Consider the following 20,835-nt stretch of genomic DNA (forward strand, 5'->3'; position numbering starts at 1 on the left):
GGTATGGAACACTATCTGAGTCTGTTGATTAAATCGATCTTCATCGAAAACCTGGCACTCTCCTTCTTCCTGGGGATGTGTACCTTCCTGGCGGTGTCCAAGAAGGTAAAGACCTCCATGGGTCTGGGTATTGCCGTTATTGTAGTGCAGACCATCGCGGTTCCTGCCAACAACCTGATCTACAACTACGTGCTTAAAGATGGCGCTCTGGTATCCGGTCTGGATCTGAGCTTCCTGAGCTTCATCACCTTCATCGGTGTGATTGCAGCACTGGTACAGATCCTGGAGATGGCGCTGGACAAGTACTTCCCGGCACTCTACAACGCGCTGGGTATCTTCCTGCCGCTCATCACCGTGAACTGCGCCATCTTCGGTGGCGTCTCCTTCATGGTGCAGCGTGACTACAACTTCATGGAGTCTGTGGTCTACGGTGTGGGTTCAGGGGCAGGCTGGATGCTGGCGATCGTTGCGCTGGCTGGTATCCGCGAGAAGATGAAGTACTCCGATGTTCCGGAAGGCCTGCGCGGTCTGGGCATCACCTTCATCACCGCCGGTCTGATGGCGCTGGGCTTCATGTCCTTCTCTGGTATCTCCCTGTAATCGGCTTTCCTGCAATCAGAAAGGAACGATAGATGGAAATTATTTTGGGTGTGGTCATGTTTACCGTGATCCTGCTGGCACTGGTGGCAGTCATTCTGTTCGCCAAGTCCAAGCTGGTGACCGCGGGCGACGTGACAATCAGCATCAACGGTGACCCGGCCAAGGCTGTGACCAGCCCGGCCGGTGGCAAGCTGCTCGGCGTGCTGGCTGGCAGCGGTATCTTCGTCTCCTCCGCCTGTGGCGGCGGTGGCTCCTGCGGCCAGTGCAAGGTACGGGTGAAATCCGGTGGCGGCGACATTCTGCCGACCGAACTGGATCACATCAGCAAGGGCGAAGCCCGTCATGGCGAGCGTCTGGCCTGTCAGGTTACTGTTCGCTCCGACATGGATATCGAACTGCCGGAAGAGATCTTCGGGGTGAAGAAGTGGGAATGTACTGTTATCTCCAACGATAACAAAGCCACCTTCATCAAGGAGCTCAAACTGCAGATCCCCGACGGCGAGAGCGTACCGTTCCGCGCCGGTGGTTATATCCAGATTGAAGCCCCGGCTCACCACGTGCACTACAAGAACTTCGATATTCCCGAGGAGTATCGCGGTGACTGGGATCGCTTCAAGATTTTTGAGCTGGAGTCCAAGGTCGATGAGCCGATCATCCGTGCCTACTCCATGGCCAACTATCCGGAAGAGTTCGGCATCATCATGCTGAACGTGCGTATCGCAACCCCGCCCCCGAGCAACTGGACTGCCCCTCCGGGACAGATGTCCTCCTACATCTTCAGCCTGAAGGCTGGCGACAAGGTGACGATCTCCGGTCCGTTCGGTGAGTTCTTCGCCAAGGATACCGATGCCGAAATGGTATTCATCGGTGGTGGTGCAGGTATGGCGCCGATGCGTTCCCATATTTTCGACCAGCTGCGTCGCCTGAAGTCCAAGCGCAAGATGAGCTTCTGGTACGGTGCCCGTTCCAAGCGCGAAATGTTCTATGTCGAAGACTTTGACATGCTCGCCGCCGAGAACGAGAACTTCACCTGGAACGTCGCCCTGTCTGATCCGCAACCGGAAGACAACTGGGACGGCTACACCGGCTTCATCCACAACGTGCTCTACGAGAACTATCTCAAGAACCACGAAGCACCGGAAGATTGCGAGTTCTACATGTGTGGACCTCCGGTGATGAACGCTGCCGTCATCAACATGCTCAAAGACTTGGGCGTTGAAGACGAAAACATCCTGTTGGATGACTTTGGTGGTTAATCCATGCACAGTGTTGTAAAGACCTGGCTAGCCTTCGGGCTAGCCTTTTTCTTGACTGGGTGCGGTCAGGAGACGGTCCAATCCAAACCGGAGATCCATATCACCGGTAGCACCATGGGCACTTACTACTCCATCAAGGTGGCGGACAGCGCCATCAGCGATCCGGCCAAGCTTCAAGCTGAGGTGGATGTCTTGCTGGAGCGGGTCAACGATCAGATGTCGACCTATCGCCCCGATTCCGAACTGTCACGCTTCAACCAGAGCCGTGACAACAAACCGGTAGTGGTCTCCCGCGATACCGCACGGGTCGTCACAGAGGCCATTCATATTGGCCGTGAGAGCCAGGGGGCGCTGGACGTCACCGTTGGCCCCTTGGTCAATCTGTGGGGCTTTGGCCCGGACAAGAAGCCGACCAAGGTTCCCTCCGACGAGCTGATCACCCAGACTCGCCAGAAGACCGGTCTGGGCAACCTGCACGTCATCACCTCGGTGGATGCCGATACCCTGCAAAAAGATATTCCGGATCTCTACGTCGATCTCTCCGCCATCGCCAAGGGCTTTGGTGTGGACAAGGTAGCCGAGTATCTGGAGTCACTGGGTGCGCGTAACTATCTGGTGGAGATTGGCGGCGAGCTGCGGATCAATGGCGTCAACGGCAAGGGTCACCCCTGGCGCGTGGCCATCGAGAAGCCCACCGCAGGCACCGGCACGGTGCAAGAGGTGATCGTGCCCGGTGACAACGGGGTGGCCACCTCCGGCGATTACCGCAACTACTATGAACTGGATGGTCAGCGCTTCTCCCACACCATAGATCCGCGCAGCGGCAAACCGATCCAGCACCGTCTGGTATCGGTCACCGTGATCCACCCCTCCTGCATGACCGCAGACGGGCTGGCCACCGTGTTTATGGTGATGGGGACCGAGAAGAGCCTGGCCTATGCCAACGAGCGCGGCCTGGCGATCTTCGTGATCACCAAGACGGACAACGGCTTTGAAGAGGCTTACTCCGATGCCTTCAAGCCCTATCTGGTCAAGAAGTAAGAGGTAGAGATGCAGATTTTTCTGATCACCTTCGGGGTATTCATGCTGGTGATAGCCGCCATGGCTATCGGTTACATCTTCCAGAAGAAGACCATCTCCGGCTCCTGTGGCGGTCTGGGTAGCGTCGGCATCGAGAAAGAGTGCGATTGCCCGGAACCCTGCGACAACCGCAAGAAGAAGATGGCCAAGGAAGAGGCCCGCCGCAAGATGCTGGAAGAGAACCGCATCATCTGATGACTCTGGTTTTTCAGTAAACAAAAGCGCGCTATCGGCGCGCTTTTTACTGGGCGTTATCTTGCGTTAACGGTCAGGGCTGACGTTCGATATAGAGGATCACCTCGCCAAGATGGATACCGAACTTGCTGATCTCGGCACGATTGATCAGACGATCTTCGTCCAGCAGATACATCCAGTCATCGAAGCTCACCCGCACGACCTCGCCATCCGGCAGCGCCAGATCGAGCTGATAACGCCAGTTGAGGGCGAACCCTTCGCTTTTACCCACCGCCTCTCCCACCACATCGGAAGCAGTACCTCGCCAGTGACCGTCAACCCCCTTGCTCAGATACCAGGTACGGGTCTGCTGGCGGCCATCATCAAAGTAGAACTGCTCGAACAGCTCTCCCTTGCCATCCTTCCAACGACCCACCATCTCGACCCGAAAGCGACTGGTCACTTCGCCGCTGCGGTCGGTCACCAGGCCGTGAGCCACCATTTTGCCGTTGAAGAAACGGGCGAGATCCCAGTTTGGCCCCTGCCCACGATAGTCATCGAGACTGGCACCACAGCCGCTCAGCAGCAAAAAAGGGAGCAGCAGCAACCAGCGGTATGCACGATAGAAGGACATCAAAGACTCCATGTTCAGGGTTGGCCACGCAGGCGGCGGGTAAGGGCGGGATCGCGGCTGTTGTCAGCCAGCCAGATGGCGAGAAAAGCGGCCGAGAATTGCGGATCGGCCAGGGTGCCGAGGGGTTTTTCTTGCCACCAGAAGTGGCCTGTCCCGCCCTTGTCGACATAGAAGGTGAGCTTGTCGCCTGCCTGCACATCGGGCCAGAGTGCAGCGAGCTGGCCAAGCCAGCGCTGATGCTCGGCGTCGGAGCCAAGACCGAGCCGCTGCCACTCCGCGGCAGTAGCGCTCAGCAGGTCTTCCCGCTCGATGGACCTGGCATAGGTGAGGGTCAGTGCCTGTGGATAGTGACCGGGCTGATAGTGCCCGCTTTCACTGTAGAGGGTGGCATCGTAGAGCTTGAACCATAGCCAGTTCATCTCCCCTTGCCCAACCGGGCGCAACTGCTGCCAGGGGGCGGAAGAAGCCTGCACCGCGGTTGCAGCAAAGAGCGTAAACGCCAGCAGCAGCGGGTTAATTCCACCCCATATGCCAGTGGTTGGGGTCTTCCAGTTCATGCCAGTCCATCTCCTGTTCCTGCAGGGTGTTGATATCCTGCATCACCACCTGCACCAGCTGCCCCTGCGCATCCCGCTGGCAGGCAACCACCAGATAGAAGCGATCAGTTAGCTCATGCTGGCTCTCTTTGGTCCATTTGGAAAAAAGCAACGAGTCGGTCGAAAAGGTGTTTGTCATGACTCACCCTCCAGCTTGACCATTACCCACAGGAGTACGGGTAACCACCACATCCAGATCACTGCCAGCAGCGCCGTGCTGATCCAGATGCCCCAAGGTAAGTGTACTGCCCCCATGGCGGCCCCCGCCACATAGGAGGAAGCACCGCCAAACGCGCCAAACAGCGCCTGCTGCCAGCGAGGCAAGCGCAGCAGCCAGCGCATACCGTGGGCCAGCGTCAGGGCAAAACCGAGCCAGAGCAGCACCAGCCAGAGGGGAAAACCGGACGGGAACCGGAACAGGCCGAGCTGCCAGAGCAGGACATCCAGCAGACAGCCGGCAACCGCGATGGGGAGCAGCCGCCAGTCACGCAGGCGGCTGGGTGAGAAGAGAAAGTGCAGCAACAACATTGCCAGCAGCGGGCCCGGCTGCTGCCACTTCACCGCCAGCAACCAGTAGAGGTTGAACCCCAGCAGGTGAGCCCACTGCCACATGGTCAGTGACCGCTTACTGGCACATCACCCGACCAGCCAGCGGGCCCCGGCTTGGCGGCCTCCAGCTGCACCAGACTGATGCTGCGCTCCCAGAATCCCCCCTCGCAATAGGCGAAGTAGAAGTGCCACAGCCGGATGAAATCCTGGCTGTAACCTAGCTTGGGCAGCTCGGGCGCCAACGCCAGAAAGCGATCGCACCAGTGAGCCAGGGTGCGGGCATAGTGATGGCCGTGATCATGCAACCGCACCAGCTGCATGTCGGTCTCCCGCGCCAGCAAACCCGCCATCTGGGAGACACTCGGCAGGCAGCCACCGGGGAAGATGTAGCGCTGGATGAAATCAACCCCGCGCAGATACTGGGCATGGCGCTGATCGGCGATGGTGATGGCCTGGATGAGCAGGCGACCACCGGGTTTGAGCAGCCGTGACAACTGGCGGAAATAGTCTGGCAGGAAGGCGTGGCCCACCGCCTCGATCATCTCGATGGAGACCAGCTTGTCATAGGTGCCCTCCAGCTTGCGGTAATCCTCCAGCAGCAAGGTGATGCGATCCCCCAGCCCCTCCCGCGCAATCCACTCCTTGGCATAGTCATGTTGGGCCCGGGAGATAGTCGTGGTGGTCACCCGGCAGCCATAGTGGCGGGCGGCATAGACAGCAAGGCCACCCCAGCCGGTGCCGATCTCCAGCAGATGATCGTCAGGCCCTAACTCGAGCCGCTCGCAGATGGTGCGCAGCTTGGCCTGCTGCCCCTCTTCCAAAGTGGCCTCGGCGCTCGGATAGATGGCGCTCGAGTACTGCATATGGCTGTCGAGAAACCCCTGATAGAGGGTATTGCCGAGATCGTAGTGGGCGGCGATGTTGGAGCGCGAACCGGTCAGGGTATTGCGGTTGAGCCAGTGGCGCACCTTGTTGAAGGGGAAACTGAGCCAGCCAAGGCGCCGCTCAAGGGAGTCGAGCAGGGTCAGGTTGCGGGCCAGCAGCCGCACCAGCGCCACCGGGTCCGGGCTGGTCCAGAGCCCCTCCACCCAGGTTTCCCCAGCGGCAATGCTGCCCCCCAGCAACAGGCGACGATAGAAGGCAGGCTCCAGCACCACCAGTTCGGCATGCAGATCGGTGCCCGCGACGCCAAAGCTGTGGCGCTCACCGCCATCCCGCAGCAGCAGTTGGCCATGTTCGAGGCGACCCAGCAGATTGAGCAGCAGTTGTCTTGCCCCCTTGTCGATGAAAGAGGCAGAGAGGGTTGAATGAGCAAGTTCCATTAGCGGCTCTCCGGATGGGTAAAAATCGGTGTTCGTTTGATAAAAAGACGCAGTGCCTGCCAGTAGATCCCGAGCAGCACCTTCATGGTCATCCATGGCCAGCGGGCCAGCAGGGCCACCAGCCCCTTGCGCGACAAGGGTTCGCGAGTGAGCGCCAGGGTGGCGTCAAACAGCTTGGCTTCACCGGATACGGGATGGCTCTCGATATGGATCAGAGTCTCCTGCGCGGGCGGCCTGATCCGCCAGTGATAACGCATCGCCAGCCCCATAAAGGGGGATACGTGAAAATCCTTGTCATGGGGTGCCAGCGCCGCCAGATCGAGCAGGTAGTAGTGACGCTCGTTCCAGGGGGTGTTCGACACCTCTGCCAGCAGATAGCGCGCCTCGCCCTGCCGGTAGCAGAAGTAGAAGTTGACCGGGCTGAAGTAGAACCCCAGACAGCGCACATTGCCGAGCAGCAGTACCCGCCCCTCGGGCTCGGCATCGCCACCCAGCTCGCTCACCTTCTGCCACACCGCCTGCTTGAGGCTTCCCTCACTCCCCTTGAGATAGTCATGGCGGTGAAACGAGAGCAGCCCAGCCCGCTCAACCCCGAACCAGCGCCCCTGATCGAGCTGCGGCAGCTCGTCGAGATCCAGTCCCAGCATAAAAAGGCTGTAGGAGAAGGCGTGGGGCCGCGGTGCAAAACGGCGGTGGCGCACCGAACCCAGCCAAATGGCGCTGGTGACGCCAGCCAGTTCGTCGGCACGCTCATGTTCGGTAGCCACGGTGGCGCCGTTCATAGCTCGGCCCCGAAGCGCCTGGCGACATCCAGCGCGCTGCGTACCCCATCCTCATGGAAGCCGTTGTACCAGTAGGCGCCACAGAAATGGGTGTGCTGCTGGCCGCAGATCTCCGCGCGCCGCTGCTGGGCGGCAATAGAGGCCTGATTGAACACCGGATGGTGATAGACGAAGCGGCGCAGCACCTTGCTCTCATCCACCTTGCCCTTGGGGTTGAGGCTGACGCAGAAGGGCTCCGGCGAGTTCACCCCCTGCAGGATGTTCATGTTGTAGCTCACCAGCGGCCGCGCCTCGTCATTGCCATCGAGCTGATAGTTCCAGCTGGCCCATGCCTTGCGGCGGGTGGGCAGGCAGCGGGCATCGGTATGGAGCCAGACATCGTTGGCCTGATAGGGAATGTCGCCGAGGATGGCCTGCTCCCGCTCGCCGGGCTCCGCCAGCAGCGCCAGCGCCTGATCGCTGTGGCAGGCGAAGATCACCTCGTCAAACCGCTCCTCGCCGTAACTGCTCTGGATCACCACGCCATCCGCGTCCCGCCGTACGCTCTGCACCGGACAGGCGAGGCGGATCTGCGACTGCCAACCCGCTGTAAGGGGGCCGATATATTCCCGCGAGCCACCCGGGATCACGTACCACTGGGGGCGATTGGCCACATCGAGCAGACCGTGGTTGGCAAAAAAGCGCAGGAAGAAGCCAAGGGGGAAGGCGCGCATATCGGCCAGGGTCGATGACCAGATTGCCGCCCCCATCGGCAAGATGTAGTGGCGGGCGAAGTAGTCGCTAAACTCCCCCGCCAGCAAAAAATCCCCCAGGGTCAGCTCGGGGCCCGCCCCCTGATGCTGACCATCCGCCAGCCAGGCCCGCGCCTCCCGGTTGAACCGCAGGATCTCGGCGACAAAGCCATAGAAGCGCGGACTCAGCAGATTGCTGCGCTGGGCAAACAAGGTGTCGAGGTTATGGCCGTTATACTCCAGCCCCTCCGGGCTCTTCACCGAGAAGCTCATCTCGGCCGGTTGCCGCGCCATGCCGATCCGAGCCAGCAACTTCAAGAAGTTGGGGTAGGTGCGATCGTTGAAGACGATAAAGCCGGTGTCGATGGCATAGCTGCGGCCAGCCTGAGTCACATCGACGGTGGCGGTGTGACCGCCCAGGGTTGGCGCCGCCTCGAACAGGGTGATGTCATGGAGTTTGTGGAGCAGAAAACCGGCAGTGAGCCCCGAGATCCCTGAACCGACGATGGCAATCTTTTTCTTCATGAATGGCTTCCTTTCGATACGAGTGCGCGGCCAAGGCGCAGCCAGAGCCCCACCGGCAGCGCACCAAGCAGGCGCAGCAGCCAGATGAAACGGCGGGGAAAGTGGATTTGGTGACGACCAGCGGTCAGGCCGTCCATGATGGCGCGGGAGGCCTCTTCCACCGTCACCAGACAGGGCATGGGAAAATCATTTTTGGCGGTGAGCGGCGTCTGGACAAAGCCGGGGCGGATCAGGGTCACCCCGATCCCTTTGCTGGCCAAATCGAGGCGCAAGGTATCCGCCAGATAGTCGAGGGCCGCCTTGGAGGCGCCATACGCCTCGGCTCGCGGCAGCGGCAGCCAGCTCACCGACGAGCTGACGATGGCCAGCCGTGACCCAGCCCCGAGCAACGGCAAGAAGGCGGCCAGCGCATGGCCGGTGGCGGTCAGATTGGTCTCAATCACCCGGGCAAACAGCTCGCTGTCAAACCCCTCGCCGACATCCATGTACTCGCAGTTGCCTGCGTTGAGGATTATAAGATCGAGGGATGGCAGCGTAGCCGCCACCCCGCTCATTGCGGCCAGATCACGGGCATCGAACTGCAGCGGCGTGACACCATCCAGCCCCAGCGCCTGCAGCCGTTCGCCATCGCGACCACAGCCCCACACCTGCCAGCCTGCCCGCCGGTAATCCAGCGCCAACTGGCGACCGATGCCGGAGGTCGCGCCTGTAATAAGCACCCGGCCGCTCATGCGCCAAGCCTCATCTTGATAGTGCGCACCACGGGCCCGAGCAGCGGCAACTGCTCGTAGAGCATGGCGCCCAGGTCAAAATAGTCCCGGTGCTGGCACACCTTGCCCGCTTCGTCGAATTCGAGGCGGGTGGCCCCTTCCACCGTCACCGGCTCACCACCACGCAATCTGGGGTGAGAGAAGGTCATAGTCCAGCCGAGCCAGGCCTGCGGCCCTTGCTGCTGCTGACTGGTGATGACGAAGCGACAGTAGGCGAGGCGCTGATAGAGGGCGGCAAAATAGTCGCCAAGGGCCGCCAGCCCCTCGATACGGTGGGCCGGATCGGTAAAGACCACCTGTTCGGCATAGACCTCGGGCAAGCGGTGCAACTGCTGTTTGTCCAGTTGCTGATAGAGGCCAATAAAGCGGGCCAGCGGCTCGTTCATCCTATTTCTCCAGAGAGCGAAACATCTCGATGGCTCTCACCCGGGCTACGGCGTGATCCACCATGGGTGCCGGATAATCCTGTCGCCCCTTGAGTCGCAGCCAGTCGTGGGGCTGATGCACATAAGCTGCAGGAATATCGGCCAGTTCAGTTACCCAGGTACGGATAAACTCCCCTTGTGGATCAAATCGTTGCCCCTGAGTGGTGGGGTTGAAGACCCGAAAGTAGGGCGCCGCGTCGGCGCCGGTGCCCGCTGCCCACTGCCAGCCGCCGTTGTTGGCCGCCAGATCTCCATCGATGAGCCGACTCATGAAGTAATCCTCCCCGAGCCGCCAGTGGATATGGAGATCCTTGGTGAGAAAGCTCGCCACTATCATCCGCAGCCGGTTATGCATCCAGCCGGTGGCATTGAGACAGCGCATCGCCGCATCGACGATGGGGTAACCGGTACGCCCCTCGCACCAGGCGGCGAAGGCATCCGGATCCCAGCTCCACGGCAGCGCTGCGGTCTCCTGTTTGAAGGGGCGATTCATGGAGAGGGTCGGGATCAGCACCAGCAGGTGGCGATAGAACTCACGCCAGATAAGTTCGTTGAGCCAGACAAAGCCGGGCTGAGCCTTGGACTGGGGCCGATAGCCAAGCCGCTGCTGGAGCGCCGCCACGCACTGACGGGGGCTGATGATGCCCGCCGCCAGATAGGGGGAAAGCACGGACGTGCCCGCGATGGCAGGAAAATCACGGGTCTCCCCATAGTCGAGCACTGCCTGCTCCAGAAAATCGTTCAAACGACGCAGAGCTTCCGCCTCCCCCACTGGCCAGCGGGGATCAGCCATCAGCTCGCTGAGCGCTTCATCAACCCACTCCCGCTCGGCCAGCGGTAACCAAGGCAAGGGCTCGCCACGGCGCGCTGGGGCACGGTGAATGACGAAGCCATCCTCGTCGAGAGCCTTGAGCCAGGCGCGGCTGAAAGGGGTAAAGACCTTGAACATCTCCCCCGAGCCGGTCAGCACCCGCCCCGGCGGCAATACGCAACAGCCGTTGAGCCAGTGACAACTCACCTCCTGCTCTGCCAGCGAGGCGCTCACGGCGTGATCGCGGCGCTGCTCGTCGATCTCGATAGCCTGATTGGCGTAGAGCTGGGTCACCCCCAGCTCGCGGCAGAGGTCTGCTAGCGCAGCGGGCGCCTCGGCAAAAGTCTCCACTCGCAGCAGATGGAGCGGGATGCCAAGGGCCGCCAGCTCGCGGCCCAGCACATCGACCTGCGCCAACATAAAGCGCTGACGAATGGGGGCCATTTTGTGCTGCCGCCACTGGGCAGGAGAGATGATAAAGAGCGCGGCGACCGGCTCATCACCGGCGCAGGCATGGCGTAGCGCCGGGTTGTCGGCAAGGCGCAGATCATTGCGCAACCAGACCAGTCTCATGATTTTTTCCTCCCGCGTCCGCTGGTGCCAGCAGCATCTGGGGCATCCGCCATCAGCTCGGCAAGGCTCGCCTGCCAGCCATGCGCTTTAAGCCACTCATCATCGTAGAGACGACCTAGTTCGCCAAACAGGCGCGTGCCTGCGGGCCACCCGGCGGCCAGCTCCTGTTTGCCAAGCCCTGCCCCCAACAATACCAGCCAGGGGGTAACGGCACGCCCCTCCAGCAAGCTGGCATGGCGCGGCTCGACCGCTCCCAGCAGTTGCACCTCATAACCCTGACCGATCAACTCGTAAGCGGCCCAGACCAGATCGAGGGGGCCGACTTGCCCCCAGCTCGCCAGCGTGATCGGCACGCCCTTCTCCTGCTCGATCAGATGGCGGGCGAAGCGGGTATGGAGCCAGCCCAGCCACACCTGTTGCAGCAGCTCGCCATCGGGCCGTTCACGCCACAGCCCCAGCAGCCGCTCCACCAGCGGTTGCAGTACCCGGCTGCGCACCAGCTCGAACGGGTAGCTCGCCAGCAGGTCGTTAAGCTCGGACTCCGCCTTGCGCTGGTTGAAGGCAAGCAGCGCCTGACTGAACTGCTCCAAGGTTTGCTGCCAGTGATCGCTCACCGGCTCAGAATGGGGTTCGCTCAAAAGCCCCTTCACCTGCCCGATACTCACTCCCCGATCCAGCCAACTCAGGATCTCGCCGATCTGGCGGATATCCTGCTCGCTATAGAGGCGGTGGCCCTTTTCGGTGCGAGCCGGTTGCACCAGACCGTAGCGGCGCTGCCAGGCGCGCAGGGTCACGGCGTTGACGCCGGTGAGGCGGGAGACCTCGCGAATGGGGTAGATCCCCTTATCAGCCAGAGGAGCAACTTCTTGCGATAAATCAGACATGACAACGTCCATCAAACAGAGGGGTAAAGCCCCCCGGCGCAAACCATGCGCCGGGGCAACAGAACGGATTCAGAGCCCGTAACGCAATTTCAGCGTATCGGGGTGTGGATTGAGATATACCTGCTCGGCGAGATAGGGATTGGGGTACTCGCGCAGGTAGTGGCGGATCAGGGTGAGCGGCACCAGCAAGGGGAATATGCCGGTGCGGTACTTGTCGATAGTATCGGCAAGCTCCTGCTTCTGGGCCGGGGTCAGCACCCGCTTGAAGTAGCCCTGCAGGTGCATCAGCACATTGGTGTGGCTGCGGCGGTTGGCTCGCAGGGTCAGCGCCGTCATCAACCCCTTGATGTAGTTGTCGGCCACCTCCTGCAAATTGGTGGACTTGCCCAGATTGCCAAGCAGCTTGCCGAGCGCCCGGTAGTGGGTGGTGGCGTGGGAGAGCACCAGATACTTGTAACGGGAGTGGAAGCGGATCAGCGCAGAAGCGGTGATGCCGCGGGCGCAGAGCTGCTGCCAGTCGTGGTAGGCGAAGACCCGCAGCACGAAGTTCTCCCGCAGGATGGGGTCGCACAGGCGGCCATCCTCTTCAACCGGCAGCAGGGGGTTGGCCTCCATCAACGCCTTGGCAAAGAGGCCGATCCCCTCCTTGGCGCTCCCCTCGTTGTTGGCGCCATAGACCTTGACCCGCTCCATACCGCAGCTGGGTGATTTGGCACAGAGGATATAACCGGAGATGAAGTCGAGCTGGCGTGCCTTCTGTTCGCTGAAGGCAATCAGCTTTTCGGTGACATCGAAACTACCGTTGCTCGCCTCGGCACGGATCTCGCCGTTGCGCTTGACCAGCCGGATGGCGGCGCGAGGCGCCCCTAGACCAATGGCCATCTCGGGACAGACGGGGTGATAGTCAAAGTGAGCGCCAAGATCCCGTTCGCAGAAGCTGGAGCGCTTGTGGCCCCCATCGAAACGTACCTCTTGTCCCAGCAGGCAGGCACTGATACCGACTTTAATCTTGTACATGATGACGCTCCTTGTATAAGCATTGATTCAGTTATAGCAGTTATACAAAAAAATGAAAGTTGTATAACTATTTGCGACTGATACGACACAAGGAGAAAAAGAGGATCACCGGAAAAAGAAAAAACCCATGGCGAACGCCATGGGTAAAAATCAAGACACTACGGACTACGGGAAGGGGGATTAGAAGCTGTACTTCACACCCAGGCTGGAGATGGAACCTTTTTGCAGATCCCAGTTGCGATAGGTGTAATCGGCAGTCAGCGCCCAGTTCTGGTTGAGCTTGTAGGCACCGCCCACCTTGAAGTCGTGCATATCGTCGGTCATGTTGGCGTAGCGATAAGCGGTGGAGAGCTCGACATTGCCGATGTCGTAGCGCAGACCCACTTCACCGTACATGCTGCCGCTATCTTTGCGAGCAACAGCATCCCACCCTTTGTTAGCGATATCGCTGGCAAGTTCACGCTCCAGCATGTAGCCGGTCACACCGGTTTCACCATAGAGGTTCAGACCCGTGCTCAGCGGAGTAAAGACACCAACACCGATGCTGGAGATCGACATGCTGTCGTTGCCGTTGCTGCGAGAGGTGTATTCAGTGCTGCCGCGACCATAGAAATTGGAGCCGAAGCTCTTGGAGAGATCCAGGCTCAGACCGCCAAAATCACGGGTTCCTTTGCTGTCATTGCTGAAGGTACCGCTGAGATAGTCGGATTTGGTGTGCGCCCAGGTGGCGGACCCCTTGGCGTAGCTAAAGGCATCCTGCGCCATGACGGAAGTAGAGGCAAACCCGGCCAGAACCAGAAGAGAGACAGTTGCTTTTTTCATGATGATAACTCCATGTGATTGGGCCCGTTGCTAGCGAGCTGGTATGGAGTCATTGTGCGGCGAAGTTCCCGGCTTGCCGAGCTGCAAGCTGTTGCAGAACCATGTCAGATGTAAGCAGATATTGCAGGGGGTGTCAGCGGCAACAAGTTGCCGACCCAAACAGTTTGCATGGGCCGGAACAACGCCAAATCAGCGGAAGACCACCTCGTCAATTTCGACCCGCACCAGCGGCTGACCGGTCAATCCGGCAGGACGGGGGATCTCGAGTGCCAGCGACGGACGGGCTTGCCCCTTGCGCAGATAGGTCTCCGGCAGACGATTCTCGGCAACCCAGAAGCGGGCCTCCTGACGGCTCAGCTGCACCCCGTCAGCACTGAACAGGGTCACCATGCCACGCACCCCGACCACATTGCGGGTGCCGGTATTGCTCACCATAAAGGTCAGCACCAACGGGTCAGATCCCTCGATCTTGTCCAGCTTGACCACCACACCGTCACGCGCCATCTGGGCAAGCAGTTCCGGATTGGCCTTGGCCTGATCGGTCAGCACCGGAGCAGCGACGGCCACCACGGCACCAGCCTTCCCATCAGTAGCCACGCCCTGTACGGACTCGGCCGGTTTGACCACCAGATACTCCCAGGTGAAGTCGTCGTTGAGCTGAACCTGCCGACCATCGGGCAGCGTCACCTGAGAAAGAGGGGCAGCCTGCGCCAGTACGGGGGAGAGGCACAGGGCAATCAGCAGACGGGAGAAGGGTTTCATTGGGCGAAGCTCGGTAACGGGTGAAAGGGCGACAGTATAAACAGTCCCGTCGCCCCTTGCCTATGACAGCACTCACGTTCTGGCACCCGCATCGCTTGCCCGCAGGCTAGATGGCGAGATCGTGCCGCTCTTTCTGTGCCATATCCAGGGTCACCAGATCGAACTTGCTCCCCTTGAGGGCGGACAAAATATCCGATTGCATATCAAAGGCCTGCGCACGCTGATGCTCGGGCAGACGCACCCGGGCCAGGGTGGTGGAGCAGTCACACAGGGTATGGAAAAAGACCTGTGCCTCGTCCAGCCCCATGTCGGCCAGCATCTGCTCTGCCTGATCCACCATTCGCAGATAACGCTGCTCAAGCTGCCGTGGATTGGTGAAGCGATTGCTGAGGCAACCGTTGCTCCCCTTACCCCAACGACCGAGCTGACGCTTGTTGAAGCCGTAACGATAATCGCGGCGCATCAATCCGTTGTCGGCAAAAAACCAGATAGAGTTGGCAGGCAGAGACCCGAACTGGGCAAGATAATCATCACGCTCCTCCACCGCGGCCGGAACCAGCAACGGCAGATGAGTCCATTCCGGACGAGTCTGCACATACTCACCGATGCGGCGAACCGGGTCGATCAGCCCTTCAATATTTGGCAGGCGATCGCAAAAGACGATCTCGTCACTCTTGATGACCCAGTGATCGATGCCATAACGCTGGCAATAACGGCGGGCTCGGGCCACTTCGCTGCGACTGCGGGTCGGATTATCGAGGGTAATTGCGTGGATTTTCACACCGGCAGCGCGGCACAGCTCGATGCTGTAGCAGGATTCCAACCGTCCCGAAAAAGAGACAACCAGCTCGTCAAAACTTGCCAGTCGCTCAATCAGCAGCTGTTCCCTGGCTTGAAAAGAGTGATCATATCCCTGATTCAGTACAACTACATTGGCACCCATTAAACAGCTCCGGATGATGAACAGGTGCAGTATTGTGCGGCAAACAAACTGAATAGACCCTTAAAGAGTCTGGTTAAAATTAAAACTTGATGATTATTTCCTGTGATTCTGCTGCTAAATCTTCATTTTGGGCGTCATAAATTCGTAATCTTGCTTGGTGAACCCGATGGGCTCGCAAGAAACCCTGCGCCTGATCCAGCGAGGTGAAGGTCAAGCGCCCTCCCTCACTGTCGGTCAGGCAGAGGCACTCCCCTTCTGCCTCAACACAGAGCTGATAACCGCTGCCATCCTTGCAGGCGATGATCAGGGTCGCCTCGGGATAGTGACTGAGCCAATTGCGAAACCGGCCATGCTCCATAGTGCTCCTAGAGGGGCATCATCCCCTGCCGGTGGCGGGCAAACAGCCCAGCTCACCCAGTTGCTGGCGGCAACTCGCCGCGTCGGTAAAAACGATCCCCCTGATACCGAGGGCCTCGGCGGCCGCGATGTTGGCGGGACTGTCATCGATGAAGAGGCACTCTGCCGGTTTCAGATCGAACGACACCAGCAGATAGCGGTAGATATCCGGCTCCGGCTTCATCATCCGTACCCGTGCCGAGACCACCTTGCCGCTGAAGAAGCGCCAGAAATCCTGATGCTGCTCCAGCCAGTCGATGCTGGCATGACCCATGTTGGAGAGGGCATACAAGGTATGCCCCGCCCCGTGCAGCTCGGCTATCAGGGTTAGCATAGCGGGATCTGGCAGCAGGGAGGCGGGAACTGCCTGTAAAATGGCCAGATTCTGTGCCGCCGAGAGGCCTGTGCGCGCTTGCGCTTCCCGGGCCATGGTGTGGAGCGACATGGTGCCTCTGTCTACCTCCAGCCAATCCGGGTGGTTAAAGAGCTGCTCGGCCAACTGTTCAGCCCCTTGCAGGCCACGCACCGAACGCACTATGCCTACCGGATCCCAGCTCACCACCACCCGTCCCAGATCGAAAATAATCGCCATCGTCTTTACCTCCCCCACTGGGTTTCAGTCATCAAACAGAGTCAATAGAACATCGCTCATACGCCATTTTCTTAACCGGATACCCTGCCCCCATCCCCGCCCGCGGGCAAGTTTTACTTGCATCAAACCGGCAAATCCCTTAATGGTTATGACGTTACTTCAAGGACACACCTATGCACGCACCATTCTTCTTTGCTTTCTCGTTTATCCGGCCCGCTTGAGGGAAGGCCTGTCGTCGTGTGAACAGAAAGCAAAGACGAATCGAGCCTCCCCTAGCGGAGGCTTTTTTTTGCATTAATATCAATCGATTACTTGGATAGGGAACAATCATGGCAACGCTCGACGAGATCAGACAAGACATCACCCGGTTGGATCAGGAGCTGCTTGCCCTGCTGGCGAAACGCAAGACCCTCAGCATCGAGGTGGCCCGTGCCAAGCAAGCCAACCCGCGCCCCATCCGTGACCACCAGCGGGAACAGGAGCTGCTGGTCGCCCTGATCCAGAAAGGGCGCGTGCTGGGGCTGGATGCCCAGTACATCACCCGTATCTATCACACCATCATCGAAGACTCTGTGCTCTCCCAGCAGGCATACCTACAGAGCCTGCTCAACCCGGAGCAGCAGGAGCCGATGACCAGCGTCGCCTATCTGGGGCCGCGCGGCTCCTACTCCAGCCTGGCCGCCCGCAAATATCTGGCCCGCTACAAGGATCAGGTGATCGAGGTGAACTGCCAGAACTTCCGCGAAGTGCTGGATGCGGTGGAGTCAGGCCGCGCCGCCTTCGGCGTGCTGCCCATCGAGAACACCAGCTCGGGCTCCATCAACGAAGTCTATGACGTGATGCAGCACACCAGCCTCTCCATCGTCGGCGAGCTCACCTACCCCATCGAGCACTGCATCCTCACCGCCGTGCCGACCGAGCTTGGCCGCATCAAGACCTTCTATGCCCACCCGCAGGTGTTCCAGCAGTGCTCCCACTATCTGAGCAAATTGGAAGGGGCGCGCCACGAGATCTGCGACTCCTCCTCCAGTGCCATGATGAAGGTGAAAGAACTGGCCAGCCCGGAGGCCGCCGCCATCGGCAGCGCCGCCGGTGGCGAACTGTATGGTCTGGATGTGCTGGCCGAGCAGCTCGCCAACCAGAAAGAGAACTACAGCCGCTTTATCGTGGTGGCGCGCAAGCCCATCGATGTGGCACCGCAGATCCCGGCCAAGACCACTCTCATCATGTCCACCTCCCAGAAGCCGGGTTCGCTGGTCGAGGCGCTGCTGGTACTGCGCAGCCACGAGATCAACATGACCAAGCTCGAATCCCGTCCGGTGCAGGGCAACCCGTGGGAAGAGATGTTCTACCTAGATGTCTCCGCCAACCTGCAGACCCCGGCGATGCAGGCCGCACTGGTGGAGCTGACCAAGATCACCCGCTATATCAAGGTGCTTGGCTGCTACCCGAGCGAGGATGTGAAACCCACCGCAGTGCCGCCGGTGCTGATGGGGAGCTAACCAGCCCACAACGACAAAAGGCGAGCACCCTGCTCGCCTTTTGTTTTGATGCCGGTTTTCACGGCAAGCCCATCAACTCAGAACTGACCAGCCATAAGCTGGTTGATGTTGTAGAGGGCACGGGTATCGAGCTCCATCTCGGTGGCATAGGTATTGCCGCGCGGATAAGAGGCAACCACCCGGGCACCACGCACCACACCGGCGACCGACACATCCAACGAGTTGGAGGTCTGGGTCAGGTCACGATAGCTGCTCTGGCCATGCACCTGCTGACCATTGAGCTGCTCGGCCAGCTCGCGATATGCATCCATCTTGGAAGCGCGAATGGCTTGCAGCATCTTCTCCGACTGGGAAGGGCCGGGCTGGATGTCGATCACCGCATAGCCCACCGCCTTGAGCACAGGAAAATCATCGGGCTTGCCACCCTGGGTGTAATCCACCACCCGGTTGAAGCTGCAACCCGTCAGCAAGAGTGCCAACAGGCAACCAAACAGGATCTTCATGACTCGCTCCTTACGGGGTCAGGTTGACCAGATGACCGCCCGGCCGGGCCTGACTGTCACGCATCAGATAACCTCGATTGATCGATGCCCGACCAAACGAGTTGTTGGCACCGAACAGATATTTTTGCGGGATCAGGCTCTGGGCAGTGGTCTCCACCATCTTGGTGCGCATGTCGATAACGCGGGCGTTGACCAGGATCCCCTTGCTATTGCGACTGAAGGTGCCGACCAGAATGCGGGAGATCGGCAAACGGGAGGAGAGCTCCTTGTAGTTGCGGCTCAGTACAAAATCCCCCTGCGGCGTCACCTTGATGCTGCCGGTCAGCTTGAAGTCCACCACCACCTCGCCGCGGCGATTGAGCTCGTAGATAAAGCTCTCCTCAATCTGCTGGCCCATCCAGTTAGTGTCCTGCAGGGTATCGAGATCGACGAAAGAGGCCACCGCGATAGGTTCGGTCAGGGTGGTCAGCGATTTGCGCTCCATCAGCTGATCGGTCATGCGCGCCACCAGCCAGTTGAGCTCCATCCCCTGTGCCGCCTGGCGGGGGTCACCCTGATCCCGATTGATAGGGTCGGAGCCACACCCGGTCAATGCCAGAGCGAGCGCCAACGCCGTGATGAGTTTGTTCATGGATACCTTTCCTGTATCTGCACCTGACTTATTATCGGACGCGCCGGACAAAGCTTGAGCCGGGAATGAGGCATGATTCTTGCTTTTTAATGACCATCGTCAGCGCAACCGCGCGCTGCCAACCGGCAAGTGTTGTGATCCATGTCGGCCAGCGGGCGCCATTTCCTCCAAAATGGCGTGGCTGCCCGCCAACTCAAGGTATCTGCTATGAAATTACCGCTGCTGTTGACCCTGCTGCTGGCCAGCCTGAGCGCCCGCGCCGAACTTATCGAAGCACAGGGCAGCGCCGCTATTCTGGGGGGCGATGAAGTCTATGCCCGCGAGCAGGCAACCCGCGATGCCCTGCGTCAGGCCCTGCTGGCAAGCGGCGCGGCTGTCTCCAGCGTCCAGCGTCTGGAAAATGGCAGCCTGCGCTCCGAGCAGATCCAGATCCGCTCCGGCGGCGATATTCGCCAGTACCGGCTCAAGCGGGAAGAGGTGCGCAACGGCCGCATGTACATCACGCTGGTGGCCGACATTCAGGCCGAGCGCCAGATCTGCCAGACCCAGCACTTCGCCAAGGATTTGACACTGGTGCGGCTGCGGATGCGCTATCCGGATCAGGCCAGCTACGGCGCCATGGACGACATGCCGGAAAACCTCTCGCGACGGCTGTTCGAAACCCTCGCCAATGCGCCGCAAGGGGTCGCGGTGCGCCAGTGGCTGGATGAAAACCTGCGCATCGACCCGCTCCATCTGCAACAGGGGGATCGCAGCGCTCTTGAAGAGATCAAGGCGCTCAGCCTGCGCACCGACAGCCAGTATCTGGTGCTCGGCAGCATCGACGATCTCTCCATCGAGCCCCAGGGCAACCAGCTGACCAGCTGGTATGAGGATCCCGTGCGCAACTTTCGCATGCAGCTCTACCTGTTCGACGGCATCAACGGCAGTCTGGTCAACCGCAAGGTCTACGAAGGGCGCGCCACCTGGACCTTTGGCAAGCGGGAACAGGTGGGCAGCAGCAGCGGCCAGTTCTGGCAGTCAAGCTACGGCCAGGAGGTCAGCTACCAGTTGCAGCAAGCCGCTCAGGATCTGGTGGCCCAGCTCACCTGCGCCCCTGTCACCGCCCGGGTGGTAGGCCAGAACGAACGCGGCCCCTACATCAATCTGGGACGGCGCAACGGCGTCAAGCTCGGCGACCAATTCCGCATCCAGCACAACGCCGACTTCATCGACCCTTACGGCAAGTCGCGCATGATGCGCAACCCGGCCGACGGCCTGTTCGAAGTGGTGCAGGTATTCGACGATGGCGCCATCATCAGCAGCCAGAACAAATATTCGCCGTTTAACATCCAGAACGGGGATTTGGCAGTATTGGAATAAGAATCAAGGGTTTAAAAGGGAGTTGCTTCTTGTATAATGCCCGCCACACAGCTCCCGTAGCTCAGCAGGATAGAGCGGTCCCCTCCTAAGGGACAGGCCACTGGTTCGACTCCAGTCGGGAGCGCCATATAAAACAAGGGGTTGGCATCATCACGATGCCAACCCCTTGGTCGTTTTTGGCCCCGTACCCCTCTCCGTACCCCTCCAATGCAGTTCATTGCACAACACCATCATGCTGTAACGCCCCTTGAAATAATGAGAGTATGGTGGCAAATGAACCCCATTCAATAATCTCTCAAACCTACATCACCTCCATGAGTTAGCAGGCTGAATGCCTGCATTTCACTATTCTTGGAGGAGATATGGCTCACCTGATCGATACGATGGCCTACACCGGCCAAACCCCTTGGCATGGCCTTGGCAATGTTTTGCCCCCACAACAATCCCTCGATATCTGGCTACAGGCAGCCGGGATGGATTGGACCATCGAGCAAAGCAACGTGATGTTTAACGTCGCCTCCGATGCACTGCATATCCGTCCCTACAGCGATAGCAAGGTGCTGTATCGCTCCGATACCCTCACCCCTCTGTCG

Annotated in this window: 25 protein-coding genes, 1 tRNA gene, 1 pseudogene and 1 other annotated feature; of the genes and pseudogenes, 8 read left to right on the plus strand and 19 right to left on the minus strand. The window is 59.8% G+C overall.

Annotated elements, in window-relative coordinates; all coding sequences use genetic code 11:
• Nucleotides 1-3: 3 nt before the first annotated feature.
• Genes nqrE through nqrM form a run of 4 tightly spaced genes read left to right on the plus strand, consistent with a single transcriptional unit; the run spans nucleotide 4 to nucleotide 3,131 of the window.
• Complete coding sequence (gene nqrE / locus AB5Y82_RS04435) at nucleotides 4-600, plus strand: NADH:ubiquinone reductase (Na(+)-transporting) subunit E (protein ID WP_005338645.1); 597 nt, start codon at nucleotides 4-6, stop codon at nucleotides 598-600.
• Nucleotides 601-632: 32 nt separating this feature from the next.
• Nucleotides 633-1,856 carry an NADH:ubiquinone reductase (Na(+)-transporting) subunit F gene (gene nqrF, locus AB5Y82_RS04440; RefSeq protein WP_005338656.1) on the plus strand — a complete coding sequence of 408 codons (1,224 nt, stop codon included), beginning with the start codon at nucleotides 633-635 and terminating at the stop codon, nucleotides 1,854-1,856.
• Between the two features lie 3 nt (nucleotides 1,857-1,859).
• Complete coding sequence (locus tag AB5Y82_RS04445) at nucleotides 1,860-2,897, plus strand: FAD:protein FMN transferase ApbE (RefSeq protein ID WP_005338666.1); 1,038 nt, start codon at nucleotides 1,860-1,862, stop codon at nucleotides 2,895-2,897.
• Nucleotides 2,898-2,906: 9 nt separating this feature from the next.
• Nucleotides 2,907-3,131: a (Na+)-NQR maturation NqrM gene (gene nqrM / locus AB5Y82_RS04450; protein WP_005338668.1), complete on the plus strand. Its 225-nt coding sequence runs from the start codon at nucleotides 2,907-2,909 to the stop codon at nucleotides 3,129-3,131.
• Between the two features lie 73 nt (nucleotides 3,132-3,204).
• On the opposite strand, the gene AB5Y82_RS04455 is transcribed toward nqrM, so the two are convergent.
• The 17 genes from AB5Y82_RS04455 to AB5Y82_RS04535 form a co-directional block, all read right to left on the minus strand.
• Nucleotides 3,205-3,744, minus strand: a complete 540-nt coding sequence (locus tag AB5Y82_RS04455; protein WP_236321275.1) for a DUF3833 domain-containing protein — start codon at nucleotides 3,742-3,744, stop codon at nucleotides 3,205-3,207.
• Between the two features lie 14 nt (nucleotides 3,745-3,758).
• Nucleotides 3,759-4,301: a chalcone isomerase family protein gene (locus tag AB5Y82_RS04460; RefSeq protein WP_162632506.1), complete on the minus strand. Its 543-nt coding sequence runs from the start codon at nucleotides 4,299-4,301 to the stop codon at nucleotides 3,759-3,761.
• Nucleotides 4,258-4,479, minus strand: coding sequence for a TIGR02450 family Trp-rich protein (locus tag AB5Y82_RS04465; RefSeq protein WP_005338671.1), 222 nt, complete (start codon nucleotides 4,477-4,479; stop codon nucleotides 4,258-4,260). Before AB5Y82_RS04465 ends, AB5Y82_RS04460 begins: the two co-directional genes overlap by 44 nt.
• A complete protein-coding gene (locus AB5Y82_RS04470) occupies nucleotides 4,476-4,952 on the minus strand; it encodes a DUF2878 domain-containing protein (protein ID WP_111899931.1) in 477 nt (158 codons plus the stop codon). The genes AB5Y82_RS04465 and AB5Y82_RS04470 overlap by 4 nt, the downstream gene beginning before the upstream one ends.
• A 2-nt stretch (nucleotides 4,953-4,954) precedes the next feature.
• Nucleotides 4,955-6,211, minus strand: coding sequence for a cyclopropane-fatty-acyl-phospholipid synthase family protein (locus AB5Y82_RS04475; protein WP_111899930.1), 1,257 nt, complete (start codon nucleotides 6,209-6,211; stop codon nucleotides 4,955-4,957).
• The gene (locus tag AB5Y82_RS04480) at nucleotides 6,211-6,993 is read right to left on the minus strand and encodes a DUF1365 domain-containing protein (RefSeq protein WP_368173700.1); all 783 of its coding nucleotides are present in this window, start codon (nucleotides 6,991-6,993) and stop codon (nucleotides 6,211-6,213) included. Before AB5Y82_RS04480 ends, AB5Y82_RS04475 begins: the two co-directional genes overlap by 1 nt.
• Nucleotides 6,990-8,249 carry an NAD(P)/FAD-dependent oxidoreductase gene (locus AB5Y82_RS04485; protein WP_368173701.1) on the minus strand — a complete coding sequence of 420 codons (1,260 nt, stop codon included), beginning with the start codon at nucleotides 8,247-8,249 and terminating at the stop codon, nucleotides 6,990-6,992. The genes AB5Y82_RS04480 and AB5Y82_RS04485 overlap by 4 nt, the downstream gene beginning before the upstream one ends.
• Nucleotides 8,246-8,980 (minus strand): SDR family NAD(P)-dependent oxidoreductase, encoded by a 735-nt coding sequence (locus tag AB5Y82_RS04490; RefSeq protein ID WP_368173702.1) that lies wholly within the window; start codon nucleotides 8,978-8,980, stop codon nucleotides 8,246-8,248. The genes AB5Y82_RS04485 and AB5Y82_RS04490 overlap by 4 nt, the downstream gene beginning before the upstream one ends.
• Entirely contained in the window at nucleotides 8,977-9,405 is a 429-nt protein-coding gene (locus tag AB5Y82_RS04495) for a nuclear transport factor 2 family protein (RefSeq protein WP_043819061.1), read from the minus strand. Before AB5Y82_RS04495 ends, AB5Y82_RS04490 begins: the two co-directional genes overlap by 4 nt.
• A 1-nt stretch (nucleotide 9,406) precedes the next feature.
• A complete protein-coding gene (gene phrB, locus AB5Y82_RS04500) occupies nucleotides 9,407-10,828 on the minus strand; it encodes a deoxyribodipyrimidine photo-lyase (protein ID WP_368173703.1) in 1,422 nt (473 codons plus the stop codon).
• Entirely contained in the window at nucleotides 10,825-11,712 is an 888-nt protein-coding gene (locus AB5Y82_RS04505; protein ID WP_368173704.1) for a MerR family transcriptional regulator, read from the minus strand. Before AB5Y82_RS04505 ends, phrB begins: the two co-directional genes overlap by 4 nt.
• Before the next feature lie 69 nt (nucleotides 11,713-11,781).
• Nucleotides 11,782-12,729, minus strand: a complete 948-nt coding sequence (locus AB5Y82_RS04510) for a DUF523 and DUF1722 domain-containing protein (protein WP_005343644.1) — start codon at nucleotides 12,727-12,729, stop codon at nucleotides 11,782-11,784.
• 180 nt (nucleotides 12,730-12,909) lie between these two features.
• Nucleotides 12,910-13,551, minus strand: coding sequence for an autotransporter (locus AB5Y82_RS04515; protein WP_042080712.1), 642 nt, complete (start codon nucleotides 13,549-13,551; stop codon nucleotides 12,910-12,912).
• 189 nt (nucleotides 13,552-13,740) lie between these two features.
• Complete coding sequence (locus AB5Y82_RS04520) at nucleotides 13,741-14,313, minus strand: DUF3157 family protein (protein WP_124930054.1); 573 nt, start codon at nucleotides 14,311-14,313, stop codon at nucleotides 13,741-13,743.
• A gap of 106 nt (nucleotides 14,314-14,419) precedes the next feature.
• A complete protein-coding gene (locus AB5Y82_RS04525; RefSeq protein WP_042080710.1) occupies nucleotides 14,420-15,256 on the minus strand; it encodes a hypothetical protein in 837 nt (278 codons plus the stop codon).
• A 79-nt stretch (nucleotides 15,257-15,335) separates the two neighbouring features.
• Nucleotides 15,336-15,614 carry a DUF6482 family protein gene (locus AB5Y82_RS04530; RefSeq protein ID WP_005338699.1) on the minus strand — a complete coding sequence of 93 codons (279 nt, stop codon included), beginning with the start codon at nucleotides 15,612-15,614 and terminating at the stop codon, nucleotides 15,336-15,338.
• An 18-nt stretch (nucleotides 15,615-15,632) separates the two neighbouring features.
• On the minus strand, nucleotides 15,633-16,244 hold the full coding sequence (locus tag AB5Y82_RS04535) for an HAD family phosphatase (protein WP_159143140.1): 612 nt from the start codon (nucleotides 16,242-16,244) through the stop codon (nucleotides 15,633-15,635).
• A gap of 169 nt (nucleotides 16,245-16,413) precedes the next feature.
• Nucleotides 16,414-16,535: a sequence feature (Phe leader region), on the plus strand.
• A gap of 38 nt (nucleotides 16,536-16,573) precedes the next feature.
• On the opposite strand from AB5Y82_RS04535, the gene pheA reads away from it, so the two are divergent.
• Nucleotides 16,574-17,746, plus strand: a complete 1,173-nt coding sequence (gene pheA, locus AB5Y82_RS04540) for a prephenate dehydratase (protein ID WP_005338715.1) — start codon at nucleotides 16,574-16,576, stop codon at nucleotides 17,744-17,746.
• A gap of 77 nt (nucleotides 17,747-17,823) precedes the next feature.
• Here the strand turns inward: pheA and AB5Y82_RS04545 are convergent, their stop codons facing one another.
• The gene (locus AB5Y82_RS04545) at nucleotides 17,824-18,249 is read right to left on the minus strand and encodes an LPP20 family lipoprotein (protein WP_368173705.1); all 426 of its coding nucleotides are present in this window, start codon (nucleotides 18,247-18,249) and stop codon (nucleotides 17,824-17,826) included.
• 10 nt (nucleotides 18,250-18,259) lie between these two features.
• Nucleotides 18,260-18,880, minus strand: coding sequence for a FlgO family outer membrane protein (locus AB5Y82_RS04550; protein ID WP_005338718.1), 621 nt, complete (start codon nucleotides 18,878-18,880; stop codon nucleotides 18,260-18,262).
• Between the two features lie 207 nt (nucleotides 18,881-19,087).
• Between AB5Y82_RS04550 and AB5Y82_RS04555 the strand changes: the two genes are divergently transcribed.
• The 3 genes and pseudogenes from AB5Y82_RS04555 to AB5Y82_RS04565 all read left to right on the plus strand — a co-directional run.
• Nucleotides 19,088-20,242, plus strand: a complete 1,155-nt coding sequence (locus AB5Y82_RS04555) for a flagellar assembly protein FlgT (protein ID WP_042019923.1) — start codon at nucleotides 19,088-19,090, stop codon at nucleotides 20,240-20,242.
• 50 nt (nucleotides 20,243-20,292) lie between these two features.
• A tRNA-Arg gene (locus AB5Y82_RS04560) sits at nucleotides 20,293-20,369 on the plus strand.
• A 235-nt stretch (nucleotides 20,370-20,604) separates the two neighbouring features.
• Nucleotides 20,605-20,835, plus strand: a pseudogene (locus AB5Y82_RS04565) (hypothetical protein); the annotation flags it as partial.

The sequence above is a fragment of the Aeromonas sp. s13 genome (assembly GCF_040907905.1).
GTDB lineage: Bacteria > Pseudomonadota > Gammaproteobacteria > Enterobacterales > Aeromonadaceae > Aeromonas > Aeromonas veronii.

What these genes read in the sequence shown, in the direction of transcription:
- nqrE (WP_005338645.1), top strand. Translation starts at nt 4, where the DNA reads ATGGAACACTATCTGAGTCTGTTGATTAAATCGATCTTCATCGAAAAC.
- nqrF (WP_005338656.1), top strand. Translation starts at nt 633, where the DNA reads ATGGAAATTATTTTGGGTGTGGTCATGTTTACCGTGATCCTGCTGGCA.
- AB5Y82_RS04445 (WP_005338666.1), top strand. Translation starts at nt 1,860, where the DNA reads ATGCACAGTGTTGTAAAGACCTGGCTAGCCTTCGGGCTAGCCTTTTTC.
- nqrM (WP_005338668.1), top strand. Translation starts at nt 2,907, where the DNA reads ATGCAGATTTTTCTGATCACCTTCGGGGTATTCATGCTGGTGATAGCC.
- AB5Y82_RS04455 (WP_236321275.1), bottom strand. Translation starts at nt 3,744, where the DNA reads ATGTCCTTCTATCGTGCATACCGCTGGTTGCTGCTGCTCCCTTTTTTG.
- AB5Y82_RS04460 (WP_162632506.1), bottom strand. Translation starts at nt 4,301, where the DNA reads ATGAACTGGAAGACCCCAACCACTGGCATATGGGGTGGAATTAACCCG.
- AB5Y82_RS04465 (WP_005338671.1), bottom strand. Translation starts at nt 4,479, where the DNA reads ATGACAAACACCTTTTCGACCGACTCGTTGCTTTTTTCCAAATGGACC.
- AB5Y82_RS04470 (WP_111899931.1), bottom strand. Translation starts at nt 4,952, where the DNA reads ATGTGGCAGTGGGCTCACCTGCTGGGGTTCAACCTCTACTGGTTGCTG.
- AB5Y82_RS04475 (WP_111899930.1), bottom strand. Translation starts at nt 6,211, where the DNA reads ATGGAACTTGCTCATTCAACCCTCTCTGCCTCTTTCATCGACAAGGGG.
- AB5Y82_RS04480 (WP_368173700.1), bottom strand. Translation starts at nt 6,993, where the DNA reads ATGAACGGCGCCACCGTGGCTACCGAACATGAGCGTGCCGACGAACTG.
- AB5Y82_RS04485 (WP_368173701.1), bottom strand. Translation starts at nt 8,249, where the DNA reads ATGAAGAAAAAGATTGCCATCGTCGGTTCAGGGATCTCGGGGCTCACT.
- AB5Y82_RS04490 (WP_368173702.1), bottom strand. Translation starts at nt 8,980, where the DNA reads ATGAGCGGCCGGGTGCTTATTACAGGCGCGACCTCCGGCATCGGTCGC.
- AB5Y82_RS04495 (WP_043819061.1), bottom strand. Translation starts at nt 9,405, where the DNA reads ATGAACGAGCCGCTGGCCCGCTTTATTGGCCTCTATCAGCAACTGGAC.
- phrB (WP_368173703.1), bottom strand. Translation starts at nt 10,828, where the DNA reads ATGAGACTGGTCTGGTTGCGCAATGATCTGCGCCTTGCCGACAACCCG.
- AB5Y82_RS04505 (WP_368173704.1), bottom strand. Translation starts at nt 11,712, where the DNA reads ATGTCTGATTTATCGCAAGAAGTTGCTCCTCTGGCTGATAAGGGGATC.
- AB5Y82_RS04510 (WP_005343644.1), bottom strand. Translation starts at nt 12,729, where the DNA reads ATGTACAAGATTAAAGTCGGTATCAGTGCCTGCCTGCTGGGACAAGAG.
- AB5Y82_RS04515 (WP_042080712.1), bottom strand. Translation starts at nt 13,551, where the DNA reads ATGAAAAAAGCAACTGTCTCTCTTCTGGTTCTGGCCGGGTTTGCCTCT.
- AB5Y82_RS04520 (WP_124930054.1), bottom strand. Translation starts at nt 14,313, where the DNA reads ATGAAACCCTTCTCCCGTCTGCTGATTGCCCTGTGCCTCTCCCCCGTA.
- AB5Y82_RS04525 (WP_042080710.1), bottom strand. Translation starts at nt 15,256, where the DNA reads ATGGGTGCCAATGTAGTTGTACTGAATCAGGGATATGATCACTCTTTT.
- AB5Y82_RS04530 (WP_005338699.1), bottom strand. Translation starts at nt 15,614, where the DNA reads ATGGAGCATGGCCGGTTTCGCAATTGGCTCAGTCACTATCCCGAGGCG.
- AB5Y82_RS04535 (WP_159143140.1), bottom strand. Translation starts at nt 16,244, where the DNA reads ATGGCGATTATTTTCGATCTGGGACGGGTGGTGGTGAGCTGGGATCCG.
- pheA (WP_005338715.1), top strand. Translation starts at nt 16,574, where the DNA reads ATGGCAACGCTCGACGAGATCAGACAAGACATCACCCGGTTGGATCAG.
- AB5Y82_RS04545 (WP_368173705.1), bottom strand. Translation starts at nt 18,249, where the DNA reads ATGAAGATCCTGTTTGGTTGCCTGTTGGCACTCTTGCTGACGGGTTGC.
- AB5Y82_RS04550 (WP_005338718.1), bottom strand. Translation starts at nt 18,880, where the DNA reads ATGAACAAACTCATCACGGCGTTGGCGCTCGCTCTGGCATTGACCGGG.
- AB5Y82_RS04555 (WP_042019923.1), top strand. Translation starts at nt 19,088, where the DNA reads ATGAAATTACCGCTGCTGTTGACCCTGCTGCTGGCCAGCCTGAGCGCC.